Source organism: Nostoc sp. DedQUE08 (assembly GCF_034530895.1).
GTDB lineage: Bacteria > Cyanobacteriota > Cyanobacteriia > Cyanobacteriales > Nostocaceae > Nostoc.
In genome coordinates, this window is the sequence record NZ_JAVRCD010000006.1 from 19,988 (window position 1) to 40,452 (window position 20,465).

A 20,465-nucleotide genomic window follows, 5' to 3' on the forward strand; every position below is an offset into this window, starting at 1 on the left:
TCTGGAAACACTACTCAGAAAACTGCATAAAAACACTCAACTGGATCTATTAAGTCAGTGAAGGGTTTTAAACCCAAAATCTGGAATACTGTTGCTTGCCTTTGTAGCTAAGTATCTACAGAGGTACAGGCTCCCTAGTAGTTCAGCTGAAAGTATATATTAAAAGGAAAAAGGCTTGATATGCAAAAGCAAATTTTGAGTTTAGCGATCGCATTACCAACGATATTATTCACTGCATTACCTACTTTGGCAAATCCTGTACAACTTATTACACCTAAAGTTGGTAATTTACAACCAGTTCTGGTACAAGGGAAGTTTCAAACTCCTGTAATTGAGAATCAACTCAGGAACCCAGACGATGGCCAATCACCGGGCCCAACCGGTGGGAACTCGCCGATAAAAGGCCCAGGGCCCAGACCTCCTCGCAGAGATACATTGTTGCAACTGGGTACAAGTTTACAAAATACGATAAATTCTAGCTCCGTAAATCTGAACATAGCCAACCCCGTTCTTGGTCGCTAATATTCGGGTTAGTTTTGAGGTAATCCTTCAGTAATTTACAACTGCGAATCAGTAGATTGTTTAAATCTTGGGTTTGCAGTTCTGTGCTTTGAAGACGCCAAAGTTTAGCAGTACCATCAAAACTGGCAGAAGCCAAAAATTTCCCATCGGGGCTAAAACTGAGGCTCAATACTGCATCAGTATGTTTTGGAAGAGTTTTGAGTTCTCTGCCATCACGGTTCCAAAGTTTGATGCTTCCATCACCGCTCGCTGAGGCGAGTATTTTACCATCAGGACTAAAGCTGACACTGTAGATGGCATCAGTATGTCCTGTAAGAGTTTGTAGTAAAGTTCCATTGCTGACTTGCCAGAGTTTGATAGTTTTATCAGCACTAGCCGAGGCGAGTATTTTACCATCAGGACTAAAACTGATGGCGTTGACAGCATTAGTATGTCCTGAAAGATTATACAGTAACTTGCTATCTTTAACTCTCCAAAGCAAAACTTTGTTATCTCTACCAGCTGAGGCCAGTACTTGACCATCAGGGCTGAAACGAACGCTCAAAACTTCAGCCGTGTGTCCTTGGAGAGTTTTAATTAAAACTTTTTTCTGAATATTCCAAAGTTTAATGGTCATATCAGCGCTGGCGCTTGCCAGAATTTGACTATTGGGGCTAAAGCTGAGACTATTGACATTGCTGCGATGCCCTTGAAGGGTTTTAATCATATAACCATCACGAGTCCGCCAAAGTTTAATGTAATGGTCAAGACTTGCTGAGGCTAATGTCTCGCCGTCAGGGCTGAAGGCTAAACCGTAGACTTCATCGCTGTGTCCATAAACTGAAGTACTATGACCTTCCAGGATTTGACGCAAAGTTCCGTCCTGAGTCCGCCAAAGGTCGATCGTAGTGTCTTGACCTGCGGTAGCTAGAGTTTGTCCATCGGGGCTAAAACTCACACTATAGAGTTGACCTTGAGATCCTGTCAGAGTTTTGAATAGAGGATTATCTCGTTGCCAAAGTCTAACAGTTTTATCAGCGCTAGCCGAGACTAAAGTTTGGTCATCTGGGCTAAAACTGATGCTGTAGACTGCAATGCTATGTCCTAATAAAGTTTGGCGTAAAGAGCCGTCCTGAGAACTCCAAAGTTTGATTGTGCTATCAGCGCTGGTGGAAGCTAGAGTTTGACCATCATGACTGAAGTTGACGCTGAGAACTCCTGCATTGTGCGCTGGAATAATTTTTAGCAGTGTGCCATCTCTGCGCCAGAGTCTTACGGTTTTATCAACACTAGCTGAAGCTATTTGACCATCGGGGCTAAAAGCGACACTGGAAACTCCGGCGCTATGCCCAAGTAGGGTTTTTTGCAACAATCCATCGCTAACACTCCAAAGTTTAACAGTCTTATTTGCACTAGCGATCGCCAAAATTTCCCCATCAGGGCTAAAACTGACACTATTAACAAAATCCTTAGATCCGCTAAAAGTTCTCAGCAAATGACCATCGCTAACTTGCCAAATTTTAGCAGTGCGATCGGCGCTACCAGTGGCGATCGTCTTACCGTTGCCAGACCAAGATAAACTCAGAACTTCCGCAGTATGACCTTTTAGTGTTCTAATTAAACCACCGTCGCTAGTTCTCCACAGCTTCACGGTGCGATCGAAACTAGCAGTTGCGATCGTTTGACCATCTGGGCTGAAACTGACACTCCGCACTATATCAGTATGCCCTGTTAGTGTTCGTAGCTTTGTGCCATCCCGTCCCCAAATTATCGCCGTTTTGTCGTTGCTAGCCGATACAATTGTTTTGCCGTCAGGACTGAAACTCACGCTCGATACTTCAGCGCCATGCCCTTCCAAACGGTTGCGTTCTTGGGTTCCAGAAATTACTTGTTGTAAAACACTGAGAGTCTGAGTTTGCAAATCGGTTGGTGCTACAAGAGTGTTTTTTAGCTGTTTACCTGCTTTGACACTGGCAATCAGCGCTTCTAACTGTTGATGTGATAAAAGATTAGCTTGAGATGAGGCATTTAATGCTTCAATTTCTCGCAATTGAGCAGCCTGGGATTTCCAATAAGCTAAAGAGCCAAAACAGACAGCCGCTAATCCCAAAACGCTGAGTGCAACTACAGCCCTTTGGGCTTGCTTGAGTCTGGTTTTTTCTTGTAGTTGCTGTTGTTTTCTTTGTACTAAACAAGCTTCAATAAACCGTTGCACATCAGCAGAAAGTTCGTCGGTATATTTAATATAGATATCTTCTGCCTCGGCTAGCCGTACTCCTTGCAACAAAAAATCAGCTTGCTGACTACGTTGCAGCCACAATTGGGAAGCCTGTTCAATTTGCCTTTGTTTTCGCAAGCGATCGCGATTTTCTTCTAACCACCAGCGTAAAGTTGACCAATGACGGATGAGGATTTCATGGGCGACTTCTACTGTGATGGGAGAAGGGAACAAGGGAGACGGAGGGGTACTTATTCTATTGTCTCCTTTACTACCCTCGGCAACATTTGTATCTTCTTCTAAATTCATCACCACTAACTTGGCAGCAGTTAAGGCGTTGAGGGTTTTTTCTACCAATGCGGCGGGATATTTTTTGACTATCAACTCTGATTTATGTACCCGCCTGCGAGTATCTTCTGTACCCTCACCTAGTTGTGTCAAAGATAAAAAAATCCATTTAGCACACTCTCGCATTTGGGGATCTAAACTTTCGTAAACAGCTTGAGACGATCGCTCTAATGCTCCTTGAATTCCCCCTAGTTGCTCTTGATAAGTCTGTAAAGTCAACTCACCAGTAACGCGATGTTGCCATAATTGCTCTAAAACAAATTCCAGTAACGGTAAATCTCCTGGTGAGTGATTTAGCTCCCGTAACAATACTTCCACCAGTTCTGGTTCTACTTTTAATCCGACTTGTTGAGCCGGGTTGAGAATCACGCGCCGATAATCATCTAAACTTAGTTTCGGTGGAACTAACACGCTCAAATCCTGCAAAGCTTTAGCCAGTGCTGGTACTTCTAAACAGGAGGCAATAAAGTCTGCCCGTAAAGTAATAATTAATTTGAAGCGATCGCCAGCATATTGCACCGCTCCCAGCAATAATTCTAAAAATAGCTCTCTGTCTGGAGTCGGAGCTAGAGTAAAGATTTCCTCAAACTGATCTACCACTAGCACCACAACTCGATGGGGTTGGTTGCGTATCCAGTAAACAAATCCCTCTACCCCTTGGTGAAATATTCCCTCTAATAACAGGTGGGGGGATTGGGGACTGGGGACTGGGGATGGTGGGGCCCCCTCTGGGGATAAGGGGTAATGGGGACTGGGGATTGGGTAAGAATAATTCTTTTGCTCTTTTACTCCCCCTACCTCCCCTACCTCCTCTGCCTCCCCTGCCTCCCCTGCCTCCCCTGCCTCCCCTGCCCCCCCTGCCTCCCCTGCCTCCCCTCCTACTCCCCCAAGCCGCCGCGCTAAAGCTTCAAGAGGATTTGCCCCTGGACGAATGCTTCTAATCCACCATTGTTCGCTGCTGGGTATTTGTTTACCCAATCGCAGTTGGGGAATTACACCAGCTTGCACAATTGAAGATTTGCCGCTTCCAGAAGCACCGATGACGGCTAGAAAAGAGCGATCGCGTAGTTGGTGGATTAACTGCTGAGTTAAAGCTTCTCTACCGTAAAAATACTGACTATCTTCTTCCAAAAAAGCATTTAGTCCCATGTAAGGGCATACCCCCAAATCCAATCCTGTGGTTGTTTCTGGGGTGTTCGTGTAAGTTTTTGCTTGGAGAATTTCTATAATGCCTTGTGTGCCTGATAGCCAGATGTAAAGAGGAACACCGCTACCTGCCAAGGATAATTGTAGTTGAGCGATCGCTCCGGCGGCTGAGAGTCCATCTGTATGCGTTGCCGCCATCAAAGTATCGAGAAATTTTTGGGCAAAGCGTTCTGGTGCGTCAGCAGGTGAGGCATAAGCGATTAAACATTGTCCTTGGTAGGAGTCAATTTGCAAATCTTCTACCCAATCTTGCAAGGATATATTAGCTACAGGACAATCGAGGATGATAATTTGTTGAGCTGTACAAAGGCGTAGCTGTTGTTTCAACCAGGAACGCTTGATGCGGATATTTTCTCCCAGCAATAACCATTCGCCTGCGTCGGTTTCTTCAATTCGTCCCCGCAGATAAAGCAGAATCACTTCTGATGCTGGTTGTTGTAAATGACGAGCGATCGCTTCTTTGGTGCGATCGGCAGATACTTTTGTTGCTGGCAAATACTCTAGTGCAAAATCTCCAGCACTTCCGAGAAATTTGCTAATATCTAGTGTTGTTTTGCTGACTGATAATCCCTCTACTACTATTCCTATGCGGCGATGCACTCCAAGAGTTGTCTGGGTTAATCTTTTCCCGACAATTAGTTCCCCAACTCCCTCAACAATTCGTTTAGGAGTTTGCAAGGGATATTCTCGAAAAAGTTGAGTTTCTCCTTTAGTTTTTTTCTGCTGATTAATCAGCCGTAATTGTTGATTACTTTTATCTATATATTGGAGAGTTTTATGATATACGTATCGATACAAATTATCCACATAAATTAAGCCTTGGCTATCTGCTGCCTCACCTTGCAACCCTTTCATTAAATAATAAGTAAATACCCCATGTCCCAATTCGGGAAACTCCCAAGATTGCTGGTTAGTATCACAGGAAAGCAAAGCATAAAAACCTTTACTTTTAGCAGCACGCTGCTGTAATAGTTCAACCATTTTTGGTGTAGCATTCAGCAATGGTTCTTTTGTTATACCTCTGAGTGTCATCCCGCCACTATGACAAGCATCTAGCCAAACAAGCTGATTTTGCACTCCACTATTACCCAACAATAACAAAATTTCTTGTAAAGCTAAAGCTGTGTTTTGCAGATCGGATTTTTGAGTATCTGCCAAACACAAAAATGCTTGCTGCGCGTTTGGTTCTACAATTCCATGTCCAGAAAAATAAAATAAAATAGTATCAATAGATTGAGCCGCAGTGGTAATTTGCCGCAGACTGGCACGGATGTTTTCTAAAGATGGTGGTTGCGGTGCAAAATCATGATATATCTTTACCTCTGTTTGAGTAAATTGTGCAGAAGCATCTACCAATGCTTCTGCTAAACCCTGACAATCTACTGTTGAATAACTAAGGCTGGGTAGTCCGTCATCTTGATATTGATTGACTCCCACCAACATTAGCCATAGCTTAGGAGTTGCAGTTTGTTTGACTGAAGTTGAGCGACTAGCGATCCCAATTGGTGGCATTACAGTATTCCTAAATGCGTTGTAAATAAGGTAGATACTGTTGTAACTTAGGAAAATCAAATTATTGGTGATTATTCAGGAAGTTAAATAACCGCTTAACAACAGCAAAACATTTGCAAACTTGCTAAAACTTTCTCAAAAATCTTTTATCTCTAATAGTCTGTAACTTGTACTTTAGGATAAAATTAGCATAAACTTACAACTCAGATAAGATTCATATACTAGAATTAATAAAAACTGAATCGCAGCCCCAAGTCGATAAATTTTCTATACAAAGACTTGTCAGAGGTTGAGAGATGTATTACCAGTAGAGTAACCATTGACCATCGCAAAACAATCCATGACCTTGTAGAGTTATTCTTTCATCGTCAGGATAAATACAAGTAGTTGGTGCAATTTGATGAAGTGTGTGCCCACTGTGCAAGACAATTTCACCAACTTTGTAATCATGAAAAGTTTTGGTTCTAAATCGTTTAAGAATTTCTACATTGCTTGCGATCGCTTGACTATAATCATTGATATAGTTGAAATCCCAAACATTCAACCCACCCCCACTTTTCGGCAGTTTAATTGGTAAAGTAAAGGAGATTGTGTTTACAGTATCGAGTTTACCTTCATCCCATTTGAGGTTTCGGTACTGCAAATCGAAGTGTGTGGTAGTATTTGGTTTAGTGATAAGATTAGAATCTTGCCAAATATGAAAACCGGGCAGCGCTGCACCTGGTTTATACACTACAGGGTTTACAAGCGTCTGCTCTAAATATTCTTTGATTAACTTATAAAGCCAACCTAAATATTCTTCTAGAAGTAGATTATATTCACGAGCTATAGTATAATAATCTCTAGAAAAATTAGGTTCATTTAAGAAATCTAAGTAACTAGCCGTACCTAAAGTATAGAAAAACTTTGGAGAGTTTCCTCGTTTTATCCATAATTCTCTTAAACTATGAATTACAGAACAAATATCATTACACTGTTCAACTGTCACGATTTGTTCTGAGAAAATTTCATTACTAGAATCTGTATCCCAACTAATACTATTTCCTACAATATCTTCTGTAAGCAAAGCTAATAGCGAGTCGGTTATTTTCCCATCTGCCCGAATATCATATCCATCGTATCCCGGCATTGGATTAACTTCTAAACACCAGTACTCTAGAGAGTTAGTAACTTTAAAATCCCAACCTGCAAACTTTAACCCCAATGCAGCAGTCGCATTAATAATTTTTTGGTGTAAAGCTTCTGGTAACTCCCACTCGATATACTCAGCTTCTTCATGAAAATGGCGATAGTCTACTTGTGGACATTTTATTAATTCTGCGTGAACTCTATCACCCACTACATGCGCCCGCACATCAGCGCCCTTTATATATCTTTGCAAATGAACTGGGCCAGCGTCTGGGTGGAAATCGAGAAACTCTTCTGATTTTACCAGTCTACTATCGGCACGAACACCCGATGTTGTCTTAACAATTGTTAATCCAGCGTTAGCAAACTCAGCTAGAACTTCTGGATTGGAACTAGTAACGCTATCAGCAACTTGAAAACCTAAAGATTTTAGATGAAACTCATGAAGCGGTTTTGAGAAATTATTTGCGCCAGCACCAGGACGATTAATTACATTACCGGGAATATGTTCTAGCCAACAGCAAAGTGCAGCAAGAAGACTTTTCCATCGCATCGCATCTTGTACATCTGATTGTACGGTTGAAAGGTCAATCAAGCGACAATAATAAGAACCATGAGGATTTAATAGATACTTTTGACTAGAACAACTTATCCAGCTTTGATTATCATCGGGTAACGCTAGCCGCCAATCTCCATTTTGAATCACTTCGCGTAAATTAATTACTTGAACTTCAACACCACGAGATTCAGCATAGTTAACAAAATGACAAAAAGTGCGATCTGAATCAAGACCAATTGCATAAATCATGAAAAAATAGTCTCCAAAAGTGCGGGAGCAAAATCTGACCAAACAAACTGTATTTCTTCCAGCGATGGATAAGGGTTAATACGGGCAATATTGGCGTTTTCTAGATTGCTATGAATACTCCAAGTTACAGTGCCAAATACCAAATCTAAATTTCTTAGCAGCGAAATACTTTTTTCTTCTAGCTGCAAATGTTCTAAAGATGTATTGGTGCAACGCCATGCTTTATCTTCTAAAACAACAACAATTTCGTATTCAAGGTTAGCGGAAACCCAACTTCCGCGAAATGGCCCCACCCCTTCAGGGATTTCTGGATATGCAGCAGTATTATAAGTAGTTAAATCTTGGAGATACCATTGTTTATCGAGTAATGCTTGCGGTGATGGTGGAACTTGCGAAGAGAATACTTCTAGATTGCTAGTATAACCAGCTTTTAATTTAGTCAAGTTAGAAGAATATGATAAATTACCCCAAAGACTATTTGCAGTTGGACGATTAATTACTAGTGATTTAGATAATGTCATCGCTGCCCATAAAGTAGCAAGACACTCATCATACATAAAAGAATCATCAAAACTAGCGCGAATCGGCGTCTGTGGCGGAATACGTAAAATAACTGGAATTTCTGGTGTTATATATGATTTTCCAGAAGTAACACTGATAGAAAACATTCTTGCAGCATTACAAACATCTAAAACTTCACTCGTATAACCTTTTTGTTTAACCAATTCGTTAACTGCTTGGCAAAAAATGTCATCACTCGAACCAATAATTAATAAATCCATAATATTTAGTCGCTCGTTTTTCTCATGGGAGGCTTAGATTCCCGACTTCTTTAATAAGTCGGGAATCTGTTTTTTCACAATCTCTATTCTTTAGAAGATTGGCTTGTTAACTTTAATTAAAGATTGAGGACGCACATTTCGTAGTACAGGAGTTTTCAGTTGATCTGCTGGTAAAATAACTGGATTAACTCTATCTATAAGAACACCACCACAGTTACCACTTTCGCAAGTCTCTTTACTATCCTTACCTTTATCGCTAGAATCTTTGCCTTTATCGCTCGATTCTTTTGTTTTACCACCGTCAGTTTCTAAGATACTATTCAACGGTCGTTGGTTCAAATTATGAAGAGTATCACGACGGGCAGTATTGCTAATAAAAGGCTTATTAGATACGTTACCATGAGAATTTACTTGTGGGATAGATTCAGCTTTAGCTACAGTACTAATAATTGAACTAGCTATTGCTAAACCCATTACTAATGCTAAACGTGTAGAAGTTGAACTTGTAATTTTCATTCTGATTATCCTTTAAGTTGGTTTATTGCTTTTGTTGTTGTGGCTGGATTTTTCAAGGTTGTATGGCTACTTAAGTTTCATCTTTTTTTCTCCTATAACTCATTCGTGGCAGGTTAAAACAAGATTACTTGATTAAGTAAATTGTCATAGTATGACAACTATTGAAAAAATCAGATTAAAGTTTTTAGTTTTCACCTTTCACTTAGTCAATAGGTTTGCTTTGATATTTTTATGCAGTCTTGGCAAAATTTTCGAGAATTGTTTTTGAGAATAATTCAATTTTGAATACAAATACAAAAACCCCGCAGAGGCGAGGTTTAATGCTGGGATAAATTTTATATTTTGCAGCAGTTTTGAAGTACAAAGCTGTGGCTTTTGAGGCAAGCTCTAAAAACTATTTCTATCTTATTTTCAGTCTTGCTTTGTGTACCTCAGTTATTTGCAAACTTCTTTATTGTTCTTAGAGTAATAATAATTGATGCTGATTTTTAGTGATTATCTATCTCACTCTTGTTTGCTTTTGAAAGTATTCACGAGAATAGTAATTCTGCCTGCCGCTATTATCTAAAAACTGCGTATAGCCTTGCAACAGTAATTCTTGACGAGCAGATCCCAAGGTTAAGAAGGAATTTGCGAACCCTTTATTATAGTTGGCTGTTGCATATTTATGATTAGTATCTTGGACATTAATACCATAGGTAAGTAATGGTGCAGCTCCCCAATCACAATCACTAGGATGACATTTGCCAAACACCTGAATATTTAATTTATTGCTACCACCTGAGGTAATTACTAAACGAGTAATATTAGAAGTATTGGCATCTTTATTTACCCAAGTACCAATAAAGTCAGCAGGTACAGCTAAAGCAGGATTGATTAAAGCAGTAGTTAAGATGCTACTAGCAGCAATAATACTTAAAGAACGTTTCAACATTTTATTCACACTCCATTATTCGTAATTGTTTTTGTAACTTCTTGATAAGTAGACACGATTACCAGTTGGCTAAGTATAAAATACTTCATTGAAGTCGAAATATAATCCTCACACCTTGTAGTAAAGTTTGTGTAGGCGTCCTTTAACGCTTTCAGTCTTCCTATAGGTTGGGTGACAATTTTTTATGCATCCTCGGCAAAGCATCATCGAAATATTTTCAACTTTTGTGCAATTTGACGCCGATCGCTTCAGTGGTTGGGCGACGGAATCAAAGCTACGTCGCAGTATGCAAAGTTGTCTCAACCGCACGCCTCAAGAAACTTCGGAACATTTTTGGATTTTGTATTGGTATAAATTTTGGCTCATCTCTGAAACGAAGCTACTAGCTAAACAGCATCTGGCAGCTTACTTGCAAGAATCCTGTTATTGGGCATCCCAAAAAACAGTTAACAGTTTTGCGAGTACTCAGTACAAGCTATCAGACTGTTTTCAGATTGCGATCGCTCAAGTTGATAAAGTCCTCAAAGGGTTTAATCCAGATCGAGGCTTTATTTTAAAAAACTATGCTACTGCCCTCTTTAGCAGTGCTATTCGGGAAAATTTACGCCAAAATCGTGAAATTGATATTTGTACAGATTGGGGATTATTACGAAAAATTACTAAAAAATTTTTGGTGGAGTCTTTACAAAATGCAGGTTTATTGCCAGAAGATATTAATGCTTATATCCTAGTTTGGAACTGTTTCAAAACTCAATATATCCCAACACAAAAAGGTACTTCTCGTCAAATTTCCCAACCAGACAATGAGACTTGGGAGGCGATCGCTAAAGCTTATAATTCACAAAGTAGTCAGCAAGTCAATTCCCAAACCCTAGAAAAGTGGCTTTTAACTGCTGCTAAAGCCGCACGCCGCTATCGTTATTTTCCGGTTGACTCTCTCAATATTCCTAAAGGGGGCGATGATTCGTGGGAGTGGCTTGATAATATTCCCGGAACACAACAAGAATCTCTGATTAATGAAATTCTTGCTGCTGAAGAAGAACAAACAAGAAATTTCCAACAAACTGAGATTAACAAAGTTTTAGTGGCTGCGATCGCTCAACTCGAACCGCAAGTACAAGAAATTTTACAACTTTATTATGCTGAAGAATTAACTCAAGACAAAATTGCCAAACAATTACAAATACAGCAATATACTGTCTCACGACGACTAAAAAAAGCTCAAGAAACTTTGTTACGCTTTTTAGCTAATTGGAGTAAAGATAGTTTGCATATTTCCGTTACTTCAGACCTACTCAAGAATATAAACATACTAATGGAGGAATGGTTGAAAAATTACTATGGTGTATGACAAGGGAATGGGGGAGAAATCAATTAAAAATTAAAAATTAAAAATTAAAAATTAAAATGCTTCTGCCTCCTGCCCAATGCCTCCTGCCCAATTCTCAACCTCAATCCCCAATCCCTATGACTACTGTATTTACTTTCATCAACCCAACAGATATGGTTTTGGAAATCCCTACAACTACCCAAAACCAAGCGGATTTAAATAATCAAGCTTTTTCTAATGCTAGTTCTCGCTATCAAGCTTATATTAATCAACTTTGCCTGGATGCTATCTTGTTATGGTTGCAAGAAGACTGGACACCACAGACAAAAGTTTGGCCAACTACCACTGCTTTACCCAGTTTTTGGGAACTGGTTAATGGAATTGCACTCACCGTTGAGGCAACAAGATTAGTCTTGATACCAAGCGAGGCAATTGATTTGAGTGAATTGCGAGTACCTCAAGAATGGGTGGATATTCCTAGTTGGGTAGGTGATTATTATTTAGCTGTGCAAGTCGAGCCAGATGAAGGCTACGTCAGGATTTGGGGTTATTGCAACCATGAAAAACTGAAAACTCAAGGTAGTTATGATGCCAGCGATCGCACTTATTCCCTAGATGCTACTGATATAATCAACGACATCAGCGTTTTAGCTCTGGCGCGTCAATTATGTCCAGAAGAACCCACTCGTAGCCCTATTGAAGAGATTCCCAGCTTATCGCCACAACAGGCAGAAAATTTAATTGCCCGTCTGGGAAACCCGGAAATACTTACACCCCGGCAAGAAATCCCTTTTCAACTGTGGGGTGGATTAATTCAACATGGCGGTTGGCGACAAAATTTATATCAACGACGCTTAGGATTACCAGAACAATGGTCAGTTATCCAATGGTTGCAAAGCGGTGTTTCTCAAGTTGCTGAGGCTGTTGGTTGGGGAAGCTTTGATTTACAACTTAGTGCTGCTGGGGCGCGGGGTGTGGAAGATGCACAACCAAATACTATTCTCTCTCGTCGGTTGGCGATCGCAGGTCAAATTTACGAACTTTTGATTATACCACAATATGAGCCAGATGCAACTATTTGGCGTTTTGAATTACGTAATGCCGCGATCGGTGCAGCTATTCCTGGTGGTTTTAAACTCCGATTACTTACCGAAGATTTACAGCCTTTTCCCAATAATGAAGATGTAGCTGCAACGGCTGTAGAACAACTCTACGTAGAAGTTGCCTTAGAAGCAGGAGAAAGCATAGTCTGGGAAATAGAACCTTTTCCCGACAATTATAATTGGGAAATACTCAAGTTTTAAAAAGAATTTAGGCGTTGTATATTTGCGGGATGATTTTGTTGGTTTTGTGAGATAGGCAATAAAGAGGTTAGTCATGGGAACTCCTGATTCAGACGCACTGGTATTTTTTGGGGCAACAGGTGACTTAGCCTACAAGAAAATCTTCCCTAGCCTTCAGGCAATGGTACGACGGGGCAATCTCAATGTCCCAGTGATTGGGGTTGCCGGACGATCTTGGACGACGGATCAACTTAGGGAAAGGGCACGTGATAGCTTAGAACATAATGGTGGTATAGATCGAGACGCATTTGAGAAACTTTCTGGTCTACTCCAGTACGTTGCTGGTGACTACAACAAACCAGAAACTTACGAAAAATTACGTCAAGCCCTTGGTGATGCTACTCATCCCCTCTACTATTTGGCAATTCCACCAAGCTTGTTTGCACAAGTAGTGTCAGGATTGGGCGAATCAGGCTGTGCTAAAAATGCGCGGGTGGTAATTGAAAAACCATTTGGACGGGATTTGAAATCAGCACGCGAGTTAAATCAAATTCTGGCATCAGTTTTTCCCGAATCATCCATCTATCGCATTGACCATTACCTGGGCAAAGAACCACTGCTGAATTTACTCTATTTTCGGTTTGCCAACTCTTTTCTCGAACCCATCTGGAATCGCAACTATGTTGAAAGCATCCAGATTGTGATGGCAGAGGACTTTGGCATTCAAGGAAGGGGGCGCTTCTATGAGGAAACTGGCGCAATTCGGGATGTGGTGGAAAACCATATGCTGCAAATATTGGCTTCAGTGTGTATGGATGCTCCCGCCAGTACGGCTGCCGATTCGATCCGGGATGAAAAAGAGCGTATTCTCAAAGCTATAGGGGAAGTCCAACCCGATGAGATTATTCGCGGTCAATTTTGTAATTACCGTAACGAAGAAGGTGTTTCTCCTGACTCCCAAGTAGAAACTTTTGTTGCCGTGCGGTTATTTATTAATACGTGGCGGTGGTCAGGAGTTCCCATCTACATTCGGGCTGGGAAGAAATTGCCTGTCAAAACTACTGAGGTAATGGTCAAGTTCAAGTGTCCACCTTTAGATGTGTTCCAGGAGGGAAGACAAAAAAACGGTAATTATGTTCGTTTTTTACTAGATCCAGAGGTAATTGTGGGATTGGGCGCTCGCACTAAAATCCCTGGAGAAGATATGATCGGCTCTACGAATGAACTCCTAGCCTTTTACGGAGGTGGCGACGAGATGGAACCCTATGAACGTCTATTGGGTGATGCCATACAGGGCGATCCTACCTTGTTTGTACGAGAAGATACCGTAGAAGAGGAATGGCGGATTGTCCAGCCAATTCTCGATAACGTCACACCCATTTATCAGTATGAGCCAAATACATGGGGCCCACCTGAGTCAGATCGACTGCTCTTGCCAACGGATCAGTGGTACAACCCATTAGCTAGAGATGATTAATTAAAAAAAGTCAATATAGCTTAGTTTGCCGCCATCGGCATACTAATCTGAGGAGATGAGTTTTTCGATTAGTTCTATAACAAAAGTATTGCCCATCTCTTCTTTTGAGCGATCGCCAGTCGCAAGCAGGGGCTAAAAATGCTTTTAAAAACCTCAAAGTAAGAAACTTTAGAACTTAGATTTTTACTTGGGTTGCCACAATGGAGTGATATCAAGGTTTCCAGCAGATATGGCATTTTTAACCCTGGTAAACCCACTCCCGGTTTTTCCTCGACCCCAATCGACTGACATAATCCAACTTTAAATCAATTTTTTCCAGCAATTTTTGTGCGATGGCGCTGTTTCGCCCGCCTGATTGCGATCGCACTAAGGGTATAACTTGACCAAAACAAATGATTATCTCTACTATAGCAATCTGATTTGATTTCTGAATTAATCGTAGGGACTAGGGACTGGGGATGGTGGGGCCCCCTCTGGGGATAAGGGGTAATGGGGACTGGGGACTGGGAAGAAGGAATAAAGCTGTACTGAGTTTTTTTCACGCAATCAAATATGAGTCCTATAGTACAGGTCGGCGTTAAAAAAAAACAGACTATTTTAAATCACTGAGAAGCCTATACAAGAAGCTTTTTGACTTTTGAATGAGTGATTTGGGCCTTGCGGTACTAGCTACATTAATATTTCTCAATTTGACAAATAAAATCCAGTATGAGTGAGGTAAATTTTTCAGGATACCAAAGTCCCCATTCGTGACAACCTTCTTCTACAGTCATTAACTTAGTGTTGGGTATAATGGCCGCCATTTCTTGAGCGTTACTTAATGGCGTAGTTAGGTCTTTGTCTGACCATAATAATAAACAAGGAGCTAGGACTTTTGGTAGTAAATAGCTGATGTCTTCGTACAAAGAAATTAGTAATCCTTGAATAACATTTCCGGTATTAAATAACAAGTTATAGCAGAAAACCAAAGGAATATCAATTAATTTCAACCTCCGTCTTGGTAAAAACAGTTGAAAGGTCATTTCGATCGCTCTTCGCAGGATTATCTTCGGTATTGATAGCGTAGGAATTCCTGTACTATCTACCAGAATTACACTGGTAACTTTTTCTGGAACAATTGCAGATAAGGTAATAGCAATACCTCCGCCAAATGATTGCCCAACTACATGAAAATGTTCTAACTCTAAAACTTCCAAGAACGAAAGGAGAAATTTGCTATAGCTAACGTAATCAGGAATTAGCCCAGAGTAACTCGATCTCGCAAAACTAGGCAAGTCAGGAGCAATTATGGTATGATGCTGTGCTAGTAGTGTCAGCACTTCTTGATAAGGCTGGGTAGAGATTCCCCATCCGTGCAGAAATAGAATCGGGATTGAACTCGACTCCAACTTACTTTGCTGATAAAAAATAGTGCAATCCTGTAATTCGACCTGATGATTAGTTAATTGGGATTTCAAAACAACAACCTCACTCACTATAACCTGATAAATTACTTCTACTGTTATATAACAGTAACAAGTCCACAGGTTTGACGAAACTTTCTCAAGGATTATATATAGTGGTTCTCAGTTAAGTGAAATTCGGCTTCATGTAACTATTGCTATATCGTACTATTAACTGACGGAGCATTAGTATTTGACCCAAGTTTAACCACCAAGGACGATTAGGTAATTAGGGGAAAAAGTAGCAGAAAACAAAGGATTACATATCTTAAGCTGGTCAAGTAAGTAATCGCACAGAATTATTTACACATGAGTTTCTAATCTGGATAAGAGTTTCATGGCTTAACTTTGTGTAATTAATTTTGTTTAGCTATAGCAATCTGATTTGATTTCTGAATTAATCGTAGGGACTAGGGACTGGGGATGGTGGGGCCCCCTCTGGGGATAAGGGGTAATGGGGACTGGGGACTGGGAAGTAGGAATAAAGCTGTACTGAGTTTTTTTCAAAAATCAAATATGAGTCCTATACTTATGTAGTAATCTACTAGAACGCAGTTAAATTGCGCGCCTATTTGTGAAATGCTGTAATAAGCGCGATATGTAGGGAGAGGATCTCCATGACATCAAAGGGTAGGAAAAAGACCTCACGGCGTGGTTTTCTTCAAGGGGTGGCTATTAGTACAGCTGCTGTTGGTGGAGCAGAGTTACTCAAAAAAGAAGTAGCTGATGCAGCAAGTGTTGAGCAAGAACAGGCAATCCCTCTTCAAAGTACTGAATTTGATTTTACTCAGAAATCGGCTGCTCTACAGCCAGACAAGATTGTAAATAGTGCTTGTCAATTCTGCAATTCCCTGTGCCGTTTGAAAGTTCATCTCAAAAACGGGCGGATTGTAGATGTCTTAGGTGAACCAAATGACCCAGTACAGGCAGGTGGCTTTTGTATTAAGGGGCCAATGATGACCCAGCTAGTCTACAATCGCTTTCGCTTGAAAAGCCCAATGAAGCGGGTTGGTGGAGACAAAGGTGACAGCAATTCTCAATTTGAGCCAATTTCTTGGAATGAAGCTCTCTCAATTATCGCTAGCAAGTTTTTGGCACTTAGGGATGCAGGCGAAGCTAGAGCGATCGCAAATAAAACCTCTGGGAGATTACCACGGGGAACGGGTTCTTTGGTTGAGCGCTACTTTAGTCTGCTGGGTAGTCCTAATAATACTGATGTTGGGCCTGTATGCAACGATGCAGGTGGCAATGCTTTGGCATGGACATTTGGGTTAGGCAATTTTACAAACGGCTACGGAATAGATGATGCGACGAAAAAAGAAGACTTGGGAAGTGCAAAATTGTTTCTGTTTTTAGGTACGAATCAAGCAGAAACACATCCTGTAACCTTTGCCTATCTTCTTAGAAGCCGTGCTAAGACTAAAGCCAAGTTAGTAGTGATTGACCCCCGCTTGACTCCTACAGGAGCGCAAGCTGATGAGTGGATTGCACCGAAACCACATACAGACTTGGCTTTGGTTTTGGCAATGCTCTATCACATAGTGACTAACAACTTATACGATGCTGCCTTTGTAAAACGGTGGGTACTGGGTTTTGATGAACTCAAAAAGCACCTAATAAGCTTCAGCTACACACCAGAGTGGGCTTCAATTGTCACGGATGTTCCAGCATCAAAAATTAGACTTCTAGCTGAAGCTTATGCCAAAACTAAGCCTGCTGCTATTTTCTGCAATGCTGGGATTTCTCATCAATTAGGAGCTTTTGACACTTACCGTTGTTTAACATTTCTGGCTGCAATTACAGGCAATATTGGAATTAATGGTGGTGGTTGCAATTTCATGCATAACACTTGGCCAGGGAGCTTGAATTTACCAGCGATTATTGGTAAAACACCTAATAAAGATATCGCCTTGCCAGTTGGGCCAGATTATTTTGCCCAATCGATTATTTCAGGTAAACCTTATCAGCTTAAAGCGATCGTTACTCAAGGCAATCCCCTGCTGGCTTGTTCTGACACAGTTAAAGTACAACAGGCTTATCGGCAATTAGAATTTTATGTTTACACTGGATTGTTCATGGAAGAGTCAGCGTACTATGCTGATATTATCTTGCCGGTAACTAGTGGTTTTGAAATGGAAACCGTTTATATGCGGCGGGACGATCGAGCAATCCGTTGGCAAGAACAAGTGGTTGCTCCAGTAGGGGAGTCGAAACCAGATTGGCATATTTGGATTGATTTAGCACACGCCACAGCTAAATTAGACAAACGCAATCCGCCTGAATACTGGAGGGATAACTTTCCTTCTTCTTGGAAAGACTATGGTAATCTATGGGCAACTTTTCTAAGGAATACCCCAGGAATGGGGGGCATGACTCAACAAAGACTATCCCAAAGAAAAGAACCTTTGCGTTGGCCTTGCCCAACAGTGAATCATCCTGGTGTCAGTACACTTTACTTGGATCATCCCTCTTGGTATGAAGCCGCAGAAGCCCTTAATCCTAATAATATTGGTAAGCGATTTCTGACTCCTAGTGGCAAAGTAGAAATTTACACTCCACAATTGCAAACTCGGTTAGCTGAGGCTGGACACTCTGCTCTGCCTAGCTTTTATACCCATCCAGAGGTAACAGGTAAACATCCTACTATTGAGTATGCATCTGAGTTGGTCAAAAATCCCGTAAATCCGCAGGCTTTGACTCAAAAGGTCAAATTGGGGAAAATATCTTCTGGTGAGGTACACAAGCAGTACCCGCTCATGGGAATGACTGGCAGACCAAGTGTAGTTCATTTCCACTCTGTTACCCACTGGACTTATACAGGCAAGCAAATGAATGGTGTTCGCCTGGTACAAATTCACCCAAAAACCGCACAAACTGCTGGGATTGAAAATGGTGATGAGATTATTGTTGAAAGCCCCAGAGGAGCAATCAAAGGTACAGCACTACTTTGGCAAGGAATTCGAGAAGACACTATTTTTGTCCCTAATTGGTTCGGCTCCCAACAGAAGATGGCTGAGGATTTGACAACTCCATACTATGAAGCTGCTAATGTCTTAATAGACCAAAACTACTATGACAATCTTTCAGGACAGCAAGCTTTTAAATGCTTTGCCTGTCGGCTAAAAAAGGTTACTTAGAAATATCTAAGGGGCATTGCTGAATCCAAGTATGAATCATGCGATCGCCATTATGCAACGCCAACGATCGGATTTAATGCACGAGCAAAAAGTTTTGTAACAATTGTGGCTGCTTTGTGTAAAAGTCAGGATTAATACATGAGATATAGTGCGATTAATAACTTGGTAGCTTCTGATTTGAGGTCTTTTATGGCTAATGACCCAAGAAAACAACTAGATGTACAACTTAAAGAATTAGCACTTGCAGCCCAAAAATACACACACCTAACCAAGGAAAAGCGGATAGCTTTAACAAGCCTGATTAATGCTATTTGGCAATCAGGTAAGCTTGTTCATCCTTATAAAGGTCAATTTGAACTAGCTTATGAAGATATCTATGATGAGGCAGTACAAAATTTATTTTTCTATATTTGTCAAGACAACAATATTAATAAGTATGACCCAGAACGAGGCGAAGTGGTGACTTGGGTAAATATGCTATTAACTAGACGCTTTTTTCCAGAGGCTATCCCAAAAGTTCTCGGCAAAACAAATGAAATAAATCTTGAAAGCTCTCACTGGGAAAATATACCCTCATCTCAACCTGTATCTTTGTTTGAACAAGTAAGAGAATGTATAGAAACTGACCCAGAATTAATTTTTTGCAAAGAACATATCAAAGGTCATCCAGAGGCAAATTTTCAAGCTATAGCTACAAGAAGATGTTCAGGTATTACTTGGAAAGATATTTCAGCAGAATGGGGCATTGAAATCACATCTCTCCATACTTTTTACCAACGTTGTCTGAAAAAGTTTGCTAATAAGTTTCAAGAATATTTATATATTTAATCTTTAATATAATCTAACTAGCTAGGCAAAAATATGAGCAAAACCAGAGAATTTTTAACATTTTCAGCCCCAATACCTGTAGATGGAAGACATCGGGCAGAAGAGTTACGACGACAACAAGCCACGCAAGCAAAAGCTGAACAAGTTTATCTCAATACTTTGTCTGTGTCTTTCGCCAATTCTTATCTACGTTGCATGGGGTTTGAGACAGACTTGAATAAAAGTGATAGTTGGAATGTTATACAACAGACATTGATGGATGTCGCTGATTTGTGCCTACCAAACTTGGGCTTGTTAGAATGTCGCCCAGTATTAGAAGATGCACAATTTGTTTATGTGCCACCTGAAGTACAGTCAAATCGAATTGGCTATGTAGCTGTGCAAATCAGCAAATCATTTAGAGAAGCAACACTGCTAGGATTTGTCAAGCAGGTACAAACTGATTTGTTCCCGATTAACCAATTGCAACCTTTAGACGATTTCTTGGATTATTTAGAAGAACTTTCTCAATTACAGCTTGCTGAAATAGTTGATGATTCGCTTACCTGGAATCAGGATTTAGTTAACTTGAAGCAATGGTTGGAGAATATTTTTGAAACTGGTTGGCAAGAAATTGAACCTCTTTTAGGCACTCAAGGTGTCAAGCCAGCTTTGAGTCTGAGAAGTGAAGCAGGCGCTTTTATTAGTAGAGGCAAACTGATTGATTTAGGAAAAGTTTTACGGGAGCAAGCAGTGGTTTTAGTTGTTAGTCTGCCTCCAAACAATGAGCAAGAAATGGACATTATCGTAGAAGTGCATCCGACAAATGGACAACATTATCTACCACCAAATCTCCATTTAATTGTGCTGGATTCTGAAAGAGCATCTGTGATGGAAGCCCAAACTAGAAGCAGCAATAAGAATATTCAATTGGAGTTTAGTTGTGAGGTGGGAGAACGTTTCAGCGTTAAACTTGTTTTGGGAGATATCAGCATCACAGAAAATTTTGCCATTTATTAAGAACAACAACAGGGGT

The 20,465-nt window shown here is 40.6% G+C and carries 13 protein-coding genes; 7 read left to right on the forward strand and 6 right to left on the reverse strand.

Annotation, left to right across the window (positions count from 1 at the left end):
• Positions 1-180: 180 nt before the first annotated feature.
• Positions 181-522 carry a hypothetical protein gene (locus RMY64_RS05720; protein WP_322699539.1) on the forward strand — a complete coding sequence of 114 codons (342 nt, stop codon included), beginning with the start codon at positions 181-183 and terminating at the stop codon, positions 520-522.
• Here RMY64_RS05720 and RMY64_RS05725 read toward each other — a convergent pair.
• From RMY64_RS05725 to RMY64_RS05745, 5 genes are all read right to left on the reverse strand, one after another.
• The gene (locus RMY64_RS05725; RefSeq protein WP_322699540.1) at positions 476-5,785 is read right to left on the reverse strand and encodes a caspase family protein; all 5,310 of its coding nucleotides are present in this window, start codon (positions 5,783-5,785) and stop codon (positions 476-478) included. The two genes, RMY64_RS05720 and RMY64_RS05725, sit on opposite strands and share 47 nt — an antisense overlap.
• Positions 5,786-6,086: 301 nt before the next feature.
• Positions 6,087-7,721 carry a hypothetical protein gene (locus RMY64_RS05730; RefSeq protein ID WP_322699541.1) on the reverse strand — a complete coding sequence of 545 codons (1,635 nt, stop codon included), beginning with the start codon at positions 7,719-7,721 and terminating at the stop codon, positions 6,087-6,089.
• A complete protein-coding gene (locus RMY64_RS05735; RefSeq protein ID WP_322699542.1) occupies positions 7,718-8,503 on the reverse strand; it encodes a hypothetical protein in 786 nt (261 codons plus the stop codon). The genes RMY64_RS05730 and RMY64_RS05735 overlap by 4 nt, the downstream gene beginning before the upstream one ends.
• 90 nt (positions 8,504-8,593) lie before the next feature.
• On the reverse strand, positions 8,594-9,019 hold the full coding sequence (locus RMY64_RS05740; protein WP_322699543.1) for a hypothetical protein: 426 nt from the start codon (positions 9,017-9,019) through the stop codon (positions 8,594-8,596).
• A gap of 499 nt (positions 9,020-9,518) precedes the next feature.
• Complete coding sequence (locus RMY64_RS05745; RefSeq protein ID WP_322699544.1) at positions 9,519-9,953, reverse strand: hypothetical protein; 435 nt, start codon at positions 9,951-9,953, stop codon at positions 9,519-9,521.
• Positions 9,954-10,137: 184 nt separating this feature from the next.
• Between RMY64_RS05745 and RMY64_RS05750 the strand changes: the two genes are divergently transcribed.
• The 3 genes from RMY64_RS05750 (at position 10,138) to zwf (ending at position 14,043) form a co-directional block, all read left to right on the forward strand.
• Positions 10,138-11,304, forward strand: a complete 1,167-nt coding sequence (locus RMY64_RS05750) for a sigma-70 family RNA polymerase sigma factor (RefSeq protein ID WP_322699545.1) — start codon at positions 10,138-10,140, stop codon at positions 11,302-11,304.
• Between the two features lie 116 nt (positions 11,305-11,420).
• Positions 11,421-12,587, forward strand: coding sequence for a DUF1822 family protein (locus tag RMY64_RS05755; protein WP_322699546.1), 1,167 nt, complete (start codon positions 11,421-11,423; stop codon positions 12,585-12,587).
• A 73-nt stretch (positions 12,588-12,660) separates the two neighbouring features.
• Positions 12,661-14,043 carry a glucose-6-phosphate dehydrogenase gene (gene zwf, locus RMY64_RS05760; RefSeq protein WP_322691605.1) on the forward strand — a complete coding sequence of 461 codons (1,383 nt, stop codon included), beginning with the start codon at positions 12,661-12,663 and terminating at the stop codon, positions 14,041-14,043.
• 674 nt (positions 14,044-14,717) lie between these two features.
• Here the strand turns inward: zwf and RMY64_RS05765 are convergent.
• Positions 14,718-15,500: an alpha/beta hydrolase gene (locus tag RMY64_RS05765; protein ID WP_322699547.1), complete on the reverse strand. Its 783-nt coding sequence runs from the start codon at positions 15,498-15,500 to the stop codon at positions 14,718-14,720.
• Positions 15,501-16,102: 602 nt separating this feature from the next.
• Here RMY64_RS05765 and RMY64_RS05770 point away from each other — a divergent pair.
• From RMY64_RS05770 to RMY64_RS05780, 3 genes are all read left to right on the forward strand, one after another.
• Positions 16,103-18,622 (forward strand): molybdopterin-dependent oxidoreductase, encoded by a 2,520-nt coding sequence (locus RMY64_RS05770; protein WP_322699548.1) that lies wholly within the window; start codon positions 16,103-16,105, stop codon positions 18,620-18,622.
• A 189-nt stretch (positions 18,623-18,811) separates the two neighbouring features.
• Positions 18,812-19,450, forward strand: coding sequence for a sigma-70 family RNA polymerase sigma factor (locus tag RMY64_RS05775; protein ID WP_322685064.1), 639 nt, complete (start codon positions 18,812-18,814; stop codon positions 19,448-19,450).
• A 33-nt stretch (positions 19,451-19,483) separates the two neighbouring features.
• Complete coding sequence (locus RMY64_RS05780; RefSeq protein ID WP_322699549.1) at positions 19,484-20,449, forward strand: DUF1822 family protein; 966 nt, start codon at positions 19,484-19,486, stop codon at positions 20,447-20,449.
• Positions 20,450-20,465 lie beyond the last annotated feature (16 nt).

Excerpts from the sequence above, each read along its gene's own strand:
- RMY64_RS05720 (WP_322699539.1), top strand. The coding sequence starts at position 181 with ATGCAAAAGCAAATTTTGAGTTTAGCGATCGCATTACCAACGATATTA.
- RMY64_RS05725 (WP_322699540.1), bottom strand. The coding sequence starts at position 5,785 with ATGCCACCAATTGGGATCGCTAGTCGCTCAACTTCAGTCAAACAAACT.
- RMY64_RS05730 (WP_322699541.1), bottom strand. The coding sequence starts at position 7,721 with ATGATTTATGCAATTGGTCTTGATTCAGATCGCACTTTTTGTCATTTT.
- RMY64_RS05735 (WP_322699542.1), bottom strand. The coding sequence starts at position 8,503 with ATGGATTTATTAATTATTGGTTCGAGTGATGACATTTTTTGCCAAGCA.
- RMY64_RS05740 (WP_322699543.1), bottom strand. The coding sequence starts at position 9,019 with ATGAAAATTACAAGTTCAACTTCTACACGTTTAGCATTAGTAATGGGT.
- RMY64_RS05745 (WP_322699544.1), bottom strand. The coding sequence starts at position 9,953 with ATGTTGAAACGTTCTTTAAGTATTATTGCTGCTAGTAGCATCTTAACT.
- RMY64_RS05750 (WP_322699545.1), top strand. The coding sequence starts at position 10,138 with ATGCATCCTCGGCAAAGCATCATCGAAATATTTTCAACTTTTGTGCAA.
- RMY64_RS05755 (WP_322699546.1), top strand. The coding sequence starts at position 11,421 with ATGACTACTGTATTTACTTTCATCAACCCAACAGATATGGTTTTGGAA.
- zwf (WP_322691605.1), top strand. The coding sequence starts at position 12,661 with ATGGGAACTCCTGATTCAGACGCACTGGTATTTTTTGGGGCAACAGGT.
- RMY64_RS05770 (WP_322699548.1), top strand. The coding sequence starts at position 16,103 with ATGACATCAAAGGGTAGGAAAAAGACCTCACGGCGTGGTTTTCTTCAA.
- RMY64_RS05775 (WP_322685064.1), top strand. The coding sequence starts at position 18,812 with ATGGCTAATGACCCAAGAAAACAACTAGATGTACAACTTAAAGAATTA.
- RMY64_RS05780 (WP_322699549.1), top strand. The coding sequence starts at position 19,484 with ATGAGCAAAACCAGAGAATTTTTAACATTTTCAGCCCCAATACCTGTA.